Source organism: Oscillatoria sp. FACHB-1407 (assembly GCF_014697545.1).
GTDB lineage: Bacteria > Cyanobacteriota > Cyanobacteriia > Elainellales > Elainellaceae > FACHB-1407.
In genome coordinates this window covers 87,183-99,022 of sequence record NZ_JACJSA010000023.1, presented here as the reverse complement: position 1 = coordinate 99,022, position 11,840 = coordinate 87,183, and the positions used below count along the sequence as shown (strand labels likewise).

Sequence of the window (11,840 nt, the reverse complement as noted above, 5' to 3'; positions counted from 1 at the left end):
TTAAAAAAGATTCAAGAAATGAACTTACAAAGCATCAATATCTAAGGCGATCGCATCTGTGTATTGATTAACAGACGTAAACAAATTAGCGGTTGCAATAATTTCGAAAATCTCAACTTCATCCAACCCTAAATCATGCAATCTTTGATAATCATTTGCCGTTAAAAGTTTTGGCTGGGTACCAGCCTTTAAACCAAATTGAATGATCGCCTTTTGGCGTTCCGGTAATGGGCAACTTTCAAAATCATCGACCAGCAGTTGCAGAACGGCTTCACTAATTCCCAATGCAGATAAACCATGGAGATGAACCTTTAAAGCGTAATTGCTCTGATTCGCTTGTGAAATCACCACTCCAATCATTTCTTTGAGTGTGCGTGGAAGTCGTCCTTGTAAGATCGTGGCACGAAAGGTTTCCCAGTTGCCTTTGAGGAAACCAGGATTATTTGCCATTGACTTAAACAGGTTTGGAACCATGCCAAACCCTAATTCTGACTTAATTTCTTCATAAACAGCGGTTACCGTTGAATCAACAGCCGTGGGTTGCTCAATTATCAGAACATGAGACATATTTAACGCTGGTTAATAAAGTTTTTTCAATAGCAACCATAGTGTAGCTCACGAACCTAAATCGGTGTTGAATTTTATTTAAGCTTTAAGCTCTTGTAAACAAATGATGGGGCAAGGTATTGAAACACACAGACCTTCTTAAAGTTGCTTTAGAACCTGACTGGAGTGAACGGCGACAAAGGAGTCTGCAAAGCTTTAGAGTGTTAGTATGAACCAACAAACCATACAAAGCGATCGCTTAATAAATGCACTTCATTTAACGCGTTAAAAGCGTCAAGTAAGCGTCAGCTACAGTCGATTTAACTTTTTATTGTACTTTCGCAGTATTGCCGTTCGTCCTCTCTCTAAAGAGATAGAGAACTGGTATTGGATGAGAGAACCCTGTTTCTGCTGCGGAGAATTTCGACTGAAACTTGTCCTGTGAAATCGGGGATGGGTGGTGAAACTTTGGTCAATTTGACTTGCACCTGCTCCACCTGTTCCTCCTGCAAGAACACCTCCGCGATCGCTTCGACCAACCGTTCAATTAACAGAAACTTTGAGGTTTTGATCAACTCCTGAGCTGCTTTAACCGCATCGCAATAGTTGTAAGTATCTTCAAGGCGATCGCTTTGTCCTGCTTTGGATAAGTCCATCCACAGGGTCAGATTGACCTCAAACCATTGCCCCAGCGTCCGTTCTTCCTGGAAATATCCAGTGTAGCCGTAAGCGCGAATGCCAGTTAGTTGAATGGTGTCCATAAGGGGGAGACGAGAAATAGGTGAGTTGGGAGTGGGGGATGGGGATTACCTGGCAGCAAGCAACTCTCTCACACGGAGCCCTCTAACACCTGCATCAAATCATCGACCGATCGCCCCAGAATACGAGAGAGAGGGCCCAAATCTTCGCTGTCGATCTCCTCCCCATCGTAGATAGCCTGTAATTTTTCCTTGGGTAAGCGGTAGGAGTCACAAAAGCGAATGAACTCTTTGTCGGTGACGTCTAACTCGTCCTGGCGATCGCGCAACAGTACGGCGATCGCAGCTACACCTGATGTCGGGAAAGCCGTTTTGGTTAGATATTGCTCCATCAGTAGATCGAGTTGCACTTCGCCTCCACCCGATCGCCCGACCAGGTCGTAACACGCCAGACGTAAGGCTTTATAGAGTTTTTCGTTGTCGTTGAGAGCATCGACAATACGAGCGGCAAAGTCAGGTTTACAAAAGCCAACCACCTCGTCCTCATAGCTTAGAGGTACATAGGTTTCAGCCATTGTAAATTGCCAAGCGGGTGGCTCACCGGGTAGCACCATGACAGTCTCCTTGTTCAAGCGGGGAAATCAATTACAAGTCTCGGTGAGTAAAGGGTTTGGCATTGGCTCCAGTGTAGGTAGAGGCAACCTGTCCATCCCCAGTTAGTTGATATTTGTAAGTTACCAGTCCTTCTGGCCCGACAGGACCGCGCGGCGGCATTTTTTGAGTGCTGATGCCAACCTCTGCCCCAAAGCCATAGCGGAAGCCGTCGGCAAAGCGTGTAGAGCAGTTGTGAAATACGCCTGCTGCATCAACTTGATTGATAAAAGTCGTCGCCTGTTCAGGACTCTCAGTGACGATCGCCTCGGTGTGGCGAGAGCCGTAGGTGTTAATGTGGGCGATCGCTGCTTCTAAGGAATCTACGACTTTAATCGAAAGAATCAGATCGGAATATTCTGTGCTCCAATCGGCTTCCGTTGCTGCTTGTAACGGAATATCAGGTTGAGCTTGAGCCAGTAAATCCGAGGCGATCGCATCCACTCGTAACTGCACCTCTCGCTGATGTAGGGCGAATGCCACTTGTGGCAAGTATTGAGGGGCGATCGCCCGATGTACCAGCAGGGTTTCAATTGTGTTGCAGGCGGAGGGATATTGCGTTTTGGCATCTACCGCGATCGCCACTGCCTTATCTAAATCAGCGGTTTCATCTACATAGAGGTGACAGATACCGTCGGCGTGACCCAGCACAGGGATACGAGTGTTTTCCTGAACAAACCGGACAAACGAATTGGAGCCACGGGGAATGATCAGATCGACGTATTGATCGAGTTGCAACAATGCCATCGTCTCCTCGCGAGTGGTCAGCAGTTGCACGACTGCCGGATCGATCCCCACCGCTTCTAATCCCTGGTGAATTGCCTGCACGATCGCCTGACAGGAGCGCACTGCCTCTCGTCCACCTTTCAAAATCACGCCATTGCCCGATTTAATCGCCAGCGACGCAATTTGCATCACCGCATCGGGACGCGCCTCAAAAATGACTCCCAGCACACCCAGCGGGCACGCTACCCGCTTGAGCACCAATCCGGTGTCTAACTCTCGGTGAATCTGTACTGTACCGATGGGGTCGGGCAACCGAGCCACATCCCGCACTCCGGCGATCGCCCCCTGCAACTTCACTGCATCTAGCTTCAATCGCCCATACAATGCCTTCGCTAACCCTTCTGCCAATGCAGTTTCGCAATCTGCCTGGTTCGCTGCCACAATGTCTGGCGCAGCGGTGTCGAGGGCCTGGGCGATCGCTTCAATTGCCTGATCCCGCCGAGCCGTGGGCAGAACGGCTAGCGATCGCGCTGCCTCACGGGTGTGTTGAGCCAGTTGGGTCAGAGAAGTCGAGGTAACTTGGGACGCTGTCATAGGGACGTGACTAACCCAGTCAACGGGGTTAGAGCGGAGTTCAATAAAAAGTTCATTTTACCCGATCCCCTGACGGAGTTGAGCTTTCGCATATTGCCACAACTCCTCTAATTCTTCCAGGGAGTAGGTGGACAGTGGGCGATCTGCCACAGCTTCGACATGAGCGAGGCGATTGATAAACCGCTGATTAGTGCTCTGCAACGCCTCTGCGGGGTCGAGGTCATACCAGCGAGCAATGTTGATGAGGGTAAACAACACATCTCCCAGTTCAGCTTGTTGGTGTTCCTTGGGTTCGCTTGCCAATGCCTGGTGAAATTCCTCCAGTTCCTCCCGAAACTTTGCCCACACGCCATCCACGTCTTCCCATTCAAATCCAGCCGCCGCCGCTTTTTGAGAAATTTTCATGCCTGCCATCAACGGGGGCAAACTGCGGGCATAGCGGCTCAAACGCGGTACTAAACTGGCTTCTGAAGTCGCAGCTTGATCAGGTTTAGCTTGCTCCTCTGCCGCTTTGATCTTCTCCCAGTTTTGATGAACTTCCTCTGCGCTTTGCACTTGCACATCGCCGAATACATGCGGATGGCGACGTATCAACTTTTCTGTAATGCCATTGGCAATATCAGTCAGGTCAAACTGTTGTGTTTCGCTAGCAATTTGCGCCTGCAAAACCACCTGCAACAGCAGATCGCCTAACTCGTCGGCGATCGCCTCTGAATTGCCCTGCCGAATTGCATCCACTACCTCGTATGCCTCTTCAATCACATAGGGGATCAGCGTCTGCGGCGTTTGCGCCAGATCCCAGGGACAACCTCCATCGGGCGATCGCAACTGAGCCACCACCTCGATCAACCGTTGAAGGGCTGCTAGCGTTTGGACATTGGGTTGAGCGGCATTTGACATAGGAGTTTCAGGAAAAGGTTGGACAAGAATTTCGGCAAAAACGGTAAGAACCACCATCAGCAGTGTAGTCATCTTGATCGATCTTGCCAATTGAAAATCTGGATGCGATCGCCTTTAGTGCGTTCAATTACAGTTCACACTCAGAAGGAAATGGGGAATGGGATTTTGTGTCAAAACCCCATTTCCTATTTCCTGACGCGATAAATCGCGCCTCTACCCACACCCCACACCCCATTCCCCCTTCCCCATCCTTCCTATGCTGCAATCCAATAACACCGCAACCAACTCTCACCTCATCTGGCAATGGACTCTAGCAACTGCTCTGGCAGGGGCGATTGTCGGTGCCCTGGAAGCAGGAGGCTGGCAGTTCTTCGCAACTCTGATCCTATCGGGAGTTGCCGTTGGCATCGCGCAGTATTTTATTGTGCGTCGTTATGTCTCTAAAGCGAGTTGGTGGGTCGTCGCCAGTACCTTTGGTTGGATTGGCGGAGTATTTTTGCAAACAGGGTTGAGTGGTTTGGTTTTTCCTGTGGTAACGGCTCTGACTCGTTTGGGCGGATGGGAGGTGCTCTGGCTCAATGTGCTCGATCAACCCATCACGACTCTTGTGCTTGGATTGGCTCAATGGTTTGTCCTGCGGCGATCGCTGATGCACAGTCAGCACTGGATCTGGGGCAGTGCGATCGCTGGAGTCTTTCTAGGAGCGGTCGGAGCCACGGTTTGTTACGTGGGTTGTGAACCGATTGCTAACGCAGCAGGCGGTATTGTGACTGGGGCGATCGTGAATGGCTCAGCCTGGGCAATTTATGGGTTAGTAACGGGATGGCTGTTGCAACACTTAATGCGAAAGGATTAACAGGACACAGTGCGCGCGTGGTATGCCTCTCCTCCATTTTATTTGAGATTCCCTCACAGATTGATTTAGAAAAGCGGGTCGCTTATTCAAAAGCGCGATAGGATCAAGCTATTGAATGAGATGAATGAGAACCGGGAAATAATTTAGTTTGACAAAATTCAAATTCCAGCCAGCGTTTGTTATTTGTTAAGTTTTTGGTGTTGTAATTTAAGTAAAATCAAGATCTAATGCGGTGGAATACTTAAATGTTGAACCCTCAACCCACGCCAAGCACAAGTTACTGAATCCCTTATCTGCACTTATATAAATTCAGTTGTAACTTGCTTCTACGCTCATTCATTTATTTCTGTCGCAAGATAGTTAACCTTCATTTACACCAGCCCTAGACTCTCAATTGAGATTTTGTGTCTAGTTCAACGACTCTTCATTCTCAAAAGTGTTTTGGTAAATGAAGTGATGTAAGGGTTGTGTTGATCTTTCGTTGCATTGTTGGTTGGGCAGAAGGTTTCTGCTTACTCTCCAGGAAGAGGTTTTGAATAATGGCACATTTTACTTTGAAGCAATGTAGCTTAATCGAACGCTGGCAAGTGGGCGATCGCATTGAAGGACCTGAACCTGAAGACCAGGGCATCATTGCGGCGATCGAAGGCTACCAGTTAGTGATTCAATGCGGTGAGGGAATTACCATCTACGGTCGGCAAGCCACCATGGAAAAAATGCAATGGCGGTTAGTCCGTTCTTAGTTCAACGGGTTGCCTGACAAAACTTCTGAAATGCAACAATTGCGTTCTTAATTTGCGTTCCCAGCTTCTAGCTGGGAATGTCCTACAAGTGGCTCTGCCACTGATGTTCAGGAGGCAGAGCCTCCCCTACAACATGCCAAGGCAGAGCCTTGGAACGAGATGGGTCAGACTGAGCTACGTCAATCTTATTGGGTATAAATTTCTACCCTTAGAGTGTTTCCTTCCCATAGTTGGCTCTCTACGATCAAGATGTTATCCAGTTCACTGGAGGAACGTCATGACAGACTGGATTTGGGCTGTCTCAAATTTGACGAATCGTCTTAATGCTGGGCTAGATCACCTTAAACAGCTAATTGCTGAGAAGCTCGGCACAGAAGACCCCATCACCATCATTCCTTACCATGGTTATGGCACACCAGACCTGTTGTATCTGAAAGGTCGAGTGCTGCAAGACCAGGGAATCAAATTGCGGGAAGAAAACGCCTCCCTCTGGCAAAATTTGCGGAATATGTATCGCCGCTTTGAGACAGACGAAGTGCCCTATGCCAGATTACGGGTGATGTATGGCGACTTTCAGCAGGAAGTGACAGCCAATCAGGAAGGCTTTTTTGAACTGGAAATCTCATTGCAGCCTCCGTTGCAGGGCGATCGCTTGACGCCAGAAGCCCCTTCCCTGCCTCACTGGGAAACCCTGCATGTGGAGCTATTGGAACCCGATCTTCCAAAGTTTCAACAGAGTTGTTGCGCTGAAGCGGGAGTGCTGGTGGTTAGCGATCGCGCCAAATTTGGGGTGATCAGCGACATCGACGACACGATTGTACAAACCGCCGCAACCGATCTAATGAAGATGATCCGGATTGCCTATCTGGGAAACGAGCACACCCGCACGCCATTTCCGGGGGTTCCAGCGTTCTATCATGCGTTGCAGGCAGGTCACAGCGGCAATGAAGGCAACCCCATCTTTTATGTCTCCAGTAGTGCCTGGAACATGTATGACTTGTTTACCAAGTTCATGGAATTTCACCACATGCCCAGTGCTCCCATCTTGCTAAAGGATGCGGAATTATCGCTTGATAACTTATTGACCTTTGAACACGAGAGCCACAAGATTGAGCAGATGACTCCCATCTTTGAACGGTTTCCTGATCTGTTCTGGATTTTAATTGGCGACACCGGACAAAAGGACGCTGAAATTTATAGCCAGATGGTACAACGCTATCCGGGGCGAATTCTGGCGATTTATCTGCATGATGTCACACCCGATAAGAGTGAGCGTCAACGAGAATTGGAGGCGATCGCTGAAACGGTACGTCAGGCTGGCAGCGAATGGGTCTTGTTTTCTGATACAGTAACGGCGGCAACCCATGCGGCAGAGAAAGGCTGGATCTCCCCATCTGCCTTGTCTGATATGCCATCCACTGCACCCCAGGAGCATTGATGTCGCCGTTAAATCCTTCAGCCCCCAATGCATTGAGAATCGTATCGTTGTTGCCCAGTGCAACTGAGATTTTAGCTGTCTTAAATCTAACTCCAGCGATTGTAGGACGCAGCCATGAATGCGACTATCCTCCTGAGATTGCAAGTCGTCCCATCTGCACCTCTGCTCGCCTCAACCCTGGCAAACCCAGTGGGGACATTGATGCCGATGTCAAAACCTTATTGCAATCGACTTTGAGTATCTATGACATTGAGCTAGATGTTTTGCAACACCTCCAACCTACCCATATCGTCACTCAAGACCAGTGCGATGTCTGCGCGGTCAACTTTTCCCTTGTGGAAGCTGCCGTTGCCACCTTGAGCGAACCCCGACCAAAAGTAATTTCGCTGCAACCGCATACGTTAAGTGACGTCTGGACAGACATTGAGCGTGTTGCTACAGAGTTACAGGTCGATTCGTCTGCGGCGATCGCACCCCTCAAAGCGCGAGTTGATGCCTGTCGGCAAAAGACTCAAGACCTGTCTAACCGTCCCACCGTGGCAGCGATCGAGTGGATTGACCCCCTGATGGGAAGTGGCAACTGGATTCCTGAACTGGTGGAACTGGCAGGTGGCAAAGACCTGTTTGGGACGGTTGGGCAGCACTCACCCTACATCTCCTGGGATGCGCTGTTAGTCGCAGATCCTGACGTGATTATTGTGATGCCTTGTGGATTTGACCTGGCGAAAACCCGGCAAGAAATGCAACAGGCGATCGCCACCCATCCCCAATGGCAACAGTTACGGGCTGTGCAACAACAGCAACTTTATCTCACCGATGGGAATGCCTACTTTAATCGCCCCGGCCCGCGTCTAGTTGATTCCCTGGAAATCTTGGCAGAGATTCTGCACCCAGACCTGTTTCAGCCACACCATAACGGCAGTGGATGGCAACCGTTTGTCGAATAATTCATCCCCATTCCCCATTTTTCTGACAGACGCGATAAATCGCGCTTCTACCATTCCTCACTCCCCATTCCCTATTTCTATGCAACCTGCCTCCTCTAACAGCGATCGCCTCCGTGCCATTCTCACCCTCATCGCGATCCTTGGGACGCTGGGAGTGAATGTTGTCTCCAACATTGCGCCGCTCAACGGACTCAATATTGGTGAAATCTCCAACACTATCTTTGCCGATGTAAAAGTGACTCCTGCAAACTATGCCTTTGTCATCTGGGGACTCATTTATGCGGGGCTAATTGCCTTTGGTGTTTATCAACTGCGCTCTGAAAATTACCGCAACATCAAGTTGCAACGCACCAGTTATCTGATTATCGCTGCCTGTATTGCCCAAATTATTTGGGTCTTTTTGTTTTTGGGTCGTCAGTTTGTGTTGTCTGTTGTGGCAATGTTGGGTATTTTGATTCCCTTAGCCATGATTTATCTGCACTTAAGAACGAGACATGAACGAATATCGCGGCAAGAGCAGTGGTCGGTGTATATTCCCATGAGTGTTTATTTTGGGTGGATCACGGTGGCAACAGTTGTGAACGTGGCGACTGCGTTGTATAGCCTGGGCTGGACAGGAGGCGGAATATCGGCTGAGGTGTGGACTGCCATTATGATTGGGGTGAGTGCGGCGATCGCGGCTGTGATTGCGTTTCGTTATCAAGATTGGGCGTATGTGTTGGTGATTGTGTGGGCGTTGGTGGCGATCGCAGTGCGACAGTTGAGTATTCCTCTGATTGCAGTTACAGCAATTGTATTGGCGATCGCGCTGTTGTTTATTCCACCGCTTAAACGACTCACTGATAAATCCTAGAAGAAATAACATGATTACTTCAACTGTTTAGAAACCATAGCGTTGTATAACAAGTGATAGATTGTTGAATCACGAGACACATCACCGTAGTCAAATCACCTCAGAACTCCACAGGCGAACATGGATTACGACAACAGCAATACTGAATCTTTCTTTTAATCCTTACGATGAGTTCGAGTTGACCGTTATAGGATGATCCAGGGGCGATCGCGCATGAATGTTGAAGAGATTTTGAATTACTATCTTGATGGAGAACGAAGCTTCCAAAAGATCAAATTACAGGAAGCCGATTTGCACAATGCTCACCTCCATGGCATTAATCTGAATCAGGCAGATCTGCGGCAATCTCGGTTAGGGAAAACGGACTTCAGTCGAGCCAGTTTTCGAGAAGCAGATTTGAGTGAAGCGATCCTATGGGGAACGGATTTGAGTGAAGCCGATCTCTATCGGGCAGTGTTGCGGGAAGCCGATCTGAGTGGCGCAAAACTGAGCTACGCCAACTTAGAATACGCCAACTTTAGTAAAGCCAGTCTGTGTGGAGCTAACCTCATTTACGCCAGGTTATATCGTGCCAATTTGTTTGAAACCGACTTGCGACCCACCTCCGATCAGGTCACCGATCTAGGACATGCCACCTTGATCGATGCCGATCTGTCCTACGCCAATTTGAGTGGAGCGGTGCTCTATCGAGCCAATTTAGCAGGGGCAAAGTTGTGTCGTGCTCATCTCAATCGCACGTTGCAACAGGGCTTAAAGCCAACGGATCTGCGAGAGGCAAACCTGAGCAAGGCAGACTTGAGTTATGCCGATTTAACTGGAGCGATCTTGCAAAAAACGAATTTACGAGGGGCTGACTTGACGGGAGCTATTCTGACCGATGTTGACTTGCAAGGGGCTATCATGCCGGATGGTTCAGTTCATGAGTGAAGGGCGATCGCTACAAGTCTCATAGTCTGACGGCACCTCACAAAAACCTCAAATTTAAGTTGTACTGTAAAACAAACCTTTTAGTGATTTCCCAACTCAAAACTGAATTATGCCGATCGCATTTTGGCTTGATGAATACTGTACTGGAAATGTTCAGGTCGATCGGGAACATCAAGTCCTGTTTTATATTGTCAACTCACTGCATGAAGCTATGATGCAGCGAGCTACATTACCAATCATTGAAGACCTACTTCGTACCTTGGCAACTCATACGATTCGCCACTTCCAAAGCGAGGAGGAGTTGATGCAAACTCACCGCTATCCGGGATACGATCGCCACAAGTTGTCCCATGAACGGTTAAAAACTAAAGTGATCGCTCTAGTTCAAAAGTTTCATGAGCAAGGTGATGGGGCGATCGACGAGTTAACAGGCTTTTTAGCAGAGTGGTTAGTTCACCACATCAAAGGCGAAGATCAAAAAATGATCCAGTTTTTCCACGAGCAAGTGAACCGAGACAATACGGCTTTAGTTGCCTCACAGGAAGTTTAAACTCAATTTGACGTCCACAAAAACAGAAGTCGGAGTTGTTTAAAACTCCGACTTCTCATGCCGATTTAATGTTTGATTGTGGCAGATCACTGGGTAGGGGCGTTTCGCGAAACGCCCCTACAGCCGCGGTACGTTTTCAAGAATCATACCTGCATTCAGCAACGCCATTTAGCGAACGGTCGATCGCAATGCTTCAGCATCAATTGGCTTAAGCAGATAAATTCGCAACAAATGCCCTACAATTGCAGCTTGCAATGGCAACTTGCGTAATGTTTTCAGCCACTTTGGTTGGTTAGAGCGATCAATCTCTGAAAGCTGTTTATTCAAATCAGAACAGCGATGCAACCGCTTAAAGAACTCAGGATGATCCGTATCTAATATTGATGGAAATGCTCTCGCGGCTGTCTCGTTGGTTTTGCGAATCACCTCTGCATCAAACTCGGTTGGGTCAAGTCCTAAAATGTGATAAAACTCTGCCCGTTCGTGCACTGTAAGGGTATGAGTCGCAAACACGGACAACAAGAAAAACCGACTCCACAAGCGTGATTGCCAGGTTTGCCAGAGTTGGGGTTGTGAGCGCAATAATGCTTTGAAAATGTCCCCGTGACGGTTCTCATCCTGACACCAACTCTCAAAATAGTGGAACAGGGGATAGAACTGGTTTTCAGGGTGCTTCTCTAAATGGCGATAAATAATGATGTAACGCCAGTAACCAATCTTTTCAGAGAGATAAACCGTATATAACACCCACTCAATTGGGAAGAAGGTATACACCCGATTTTTTGTCAGGTATCCCAGATCCATGGTGCAGCCAAAATCTCCCATGGCTTTGTTGAGAAAACCTGCATGTCGCGCTTCATCGCGTGCCATCAGGTTAAACATTTCAGACAAGAGAGGACTACGCTCTTTTAACTTGCGTGAGAGTTCTTTAAACAGTAAAAAACCGGAAAATTCAGAGATGCAGGATCGCTCTAAATAATCGATAAACGCTTTGCGTGCTGTACCTGTGATGTGCTCCCAAGATTGTTCAAATGACTCGTCTCGGACAAAATGATGTCGATTATAGTCGGCTCGCATCTCTGCCAACATCGCTTGCAACTCAGCATCCTGAGCCGATAGATCTAGCTCTGCTGCTTTTTCAAAATCGGTTGTATAAAACCGGGGAGTCAGAATAGTTTCTGTTAATGCTTTGGTTTTATCTGACGTCTCCAGAATGGGTTTGGATGGAGAATTGACCATAGATAGGAAATACTTGATGGATTCGATAACTATTAAGTTATGATAGCTGTGCAATGAGGACAAGACTCATTACAGGATTGTAACGATCGCTAGAAGAATCCTGTTAAATCGTTAAGTTATAAAAACTATCACAATTAATCGCCAAATAGTTATAGAGTGCTTAATGGATGTC

Annotated in this window: 13 protein-coding genes; 7 read left to right on the top strand and 6 right to left on the bottom strand. The window is 48.1% G+C overall.

Annotated elements, in window-relative coordinates; translation table 11 throughout:
- Positions 1–24: 24 nt before the first annotated feature.
- From H6G89_RS28030 to mazG, 5 genes are all read right to left on the bottom strand, one after another.
- Positions 25–567 carry a carboxymuconolactone decarboxylase family protein gene (locus H6G89_RS28030; protein WP_190512875.1) on the bottom strand — a complete coding sequence of 181 codons (543 nt, stop codon included), beginning with the start codon at positions 565–567 and terminating at the stop codon, positions 25–27.
- Between the two features lie 344 nt (positions 568–911).
- Complete coding sequence (gene folB, locus H6G89_RS28025) at positions 912–1,307, bottom strand: dihydroneopterin aldolase (protein ID WP_190512872.1); 396 nt, start codon at positions 1,305–1,307, stop codon at positions 912–914.
- Between the two features lie 68 nt (positions 1,308–1,375).
- A complete protein-coding gene (locus H6G89_RS28020; RefSeq protein WP_190512870.1) occupies positions 1,376–1,858 on the bottom strand; it encodes a hypothetical protein in 483 nt (160 codons plus the stop codon).
- A 31-nt stretch (positions 1,859–1,889) separates the two neighbouring features.
- On the bottom strand, positions 1,890–3,215 hold the full coding sequence (locus H6G89_RS28015; RefSeq protein ID WP_190512868.1) for a glutamate-5-semialdehyde dehydrogenase: 1,326 nt from the start codon (positions 3,213–3,215) through the stop codon (positions 1,890–1,892).
- Positions 3,216–3,272: 57 nt separating this feature from the next.
- On the bottom strand, positions 3,273–4,115 hold the full coding sequence (gene mazG, locus H6G89_RS28010; RefSeq protein ID WP_190512944.1) for a nucleoside triphosphate pyrophosphohydrolase: 843 nt from the start codon (positions 4,113–4,115) through the stop codon (positions 3,273–3,275).
- Positions 4,116–4,371: 256 nt separating this feature from the next.
- Between mazG and H6G89_RS28005 the strand changes: the two genes are divergently transcribed.
- The 7 genes from H6G89_RS28005 to H6G89_RS27975 all read left to right on the top strand — a co-directional run bounded on the left by H6G89_RS28005 (position 4,372) and on the right by H6G89_RS27975 (position 10,429).
- Positions 4,372–4,971: a hypothetical protein gene (locus tag H6G89_RS28005; RefSeq protein WP_190512866.1), complete on the top strand. Its 600-nt coding sequence runs from the start codon at positions 4,372–4,374 to the stop codon at positions 4,969–4,971.
- A 539-nt stretch (positions 4,972–5,510) separates the two neighbouring features.
- Positions 5,511–5,714, top strand: a complete 204-nt coding sequence (locus tag H6G89_RS28000) for a hypothetical protein (RefSeq protein WP_190512864.1) — start codon at positions 5,511–5,513, stop codon at positions 5,712–5,714.
- A gap of 277 nt (positions 5,715–5,991) precedes the next feature.
- A complete protein-coding gene (locus H6G89_RS27995) occupies positions 5,992–7,152 on the top strand; it encodes an App1 family protein (RefSeq protein ID WP_190512863.1) in 1,161 nt (386 codons plus the stop codon).
- A complete protein-coding gene (locus tag H6G89_RS27990; protein ID WP_190512861.1) occupies positions 7,152–8,099 on the top strand; it encodes a cobalamin-binding protein in 948 nt (315 codons plus the stop codon). Before H6G89_RS27995 ends, H6G89_RS27990 begins: the two co-directional genes overlap by 1 nt.
- 79 nt (positions 8,100–8,178) lie before the next feature.
- Positions 8,179–8,952 (top strand): tryptophan-rich sensory protein, encoded by a 774-nt coding sequence (locus H6G89_RS27985; protein WP_190512859.1) that lies wholly within the window; start codon positions 8,179–8,181, stop codon positions 8,950–8,952.
- Between the two features lie 213 nt (positions 8,953–9,165).
- Positions 9,166–9,879, top strand: a complete 714-nt coding sequence (gene hetL, locus H6G89_RS27980) for a heterocyst differentiation pentapeptide repeat protein HetL (RefSeq protein ID WP_190512857.1) — start codon at positions 9,166–9,168, stop codon at positions 9,877–9,879.
- Between the two features lie 109 nt (positions 9,880–9,988).
- Complete coding sequence (locus tag H6G89_RS27975) at positions 9,989–10,429, top strand: bacteriohemerythrin (protein ID WP_190512855.1); 441 nt, start codon at positions 9,989–9,991, stop codon at positions 10,427–10,429.
- 168 nt (positions 10,430–10,597) lie between these two features.
- Here H6G89_RS27975 and acsF read toward each other — a convergent pair whose 3' ends face one another.
- Positions 10,598–11,668, bottom strand: coding sequence for a magnesium-protoporphyrin IX monomethyl ester (oxidative) cyclase (acsF, locus tag H6G89_RS27970; protein ID WP_190512854.1), 1,071 nt, complete (start codon positions 11,666–11,668; stop codon positions 10,598–10,600).
- Between the last annotated feature and the right edge of the window lie 172 nt (positions 11,669–11,840).

Coding starts and splice junctions, on each gene's coding strand:
- H6G89_RS28030 (WP_190512875.1), bottom strand. CDS start 567: ATGTCTCATGTTCTGATAATTGAGCAACCCACGGCTGTTGATTCAACG.
- folB (WP_190512872.1), bottom strand. CDS start 1,307: ATGGACACCATTCAACTAACTGGCATTCGCGCTTACGGCTACACTGGA.
- H6G89_RS28020 (WP_190512870.1), bottom strand. CDS start 1,858: ATGGTGCTACCCGGTGAGCCACCCGCTTGGCAATTTACAATGGCTGAA.
- H6G89_RS28015 (WP_190512868.1), bottom strand. CDS start 3,215: ATGACAGCGTCCCAAGTTACCTCGACTTCTCTGACCCAACTGGCTCAA.
- mazG (WP_190512944.1), bottom strand. CDS start 4,115: ATGTCAAATGCCGCTCAACCCAATGTCCAAACGCTAGCAGCCCTTCAA.
- H6G89_RS28005 (WP_190512866.1), top strand. CDS start 4,372: ATGCTGCAATCCAATAACACCGCAACCAACTCTCACCTCATCTGGCAA.
- H6G89_RS28000 (WP_190512864.1), top strand. CDS start 5,511: ATGGCACATTTTACTTTGAAGCAATGTAGCTTAATCGAACGCTGGCAA.
- H6G89_RS27995 (WP_190512863.1), top strand. CDS start 5,992: ATGACAGACTGGATTTGGGCTGTCTCAAATTTGACGAATCGTCTTAAT.
- H6G89_RS27990 (WP_190512861.1), top strand. CDS start 7,152: ATGTCGCCGTTAAATCCTTCAGCCCCCAATGCATTGAGAATCGTATCG.
- H6G89_RS27985 (WP_190512859.1), top strand. CDS start 8,179: ATGCAACCTGCCTCCTCTAACAGCGATCGCCTCCGTGCCATTCTCACC.
- hetL (WP_190512857.1), top strand. CDS start 9,166: ATGAATGTTGAAGAGATTTTGAATTACTATCTTGATGGAGAACGAAGC.
- H6G89_RS27975 (WP_190512855.1), top strand. CDS start 9,989: ATGCCGATCGCATTTTGGCTTGATGAATACTGTACTGGAAATGTTCAG.
- acsF (WP_190512854.1), bottom strand. CDS start 11,668: ATGGTCAATTCTCCATCCAAACCCATTCTGGAGACGTCAGATAAAACC.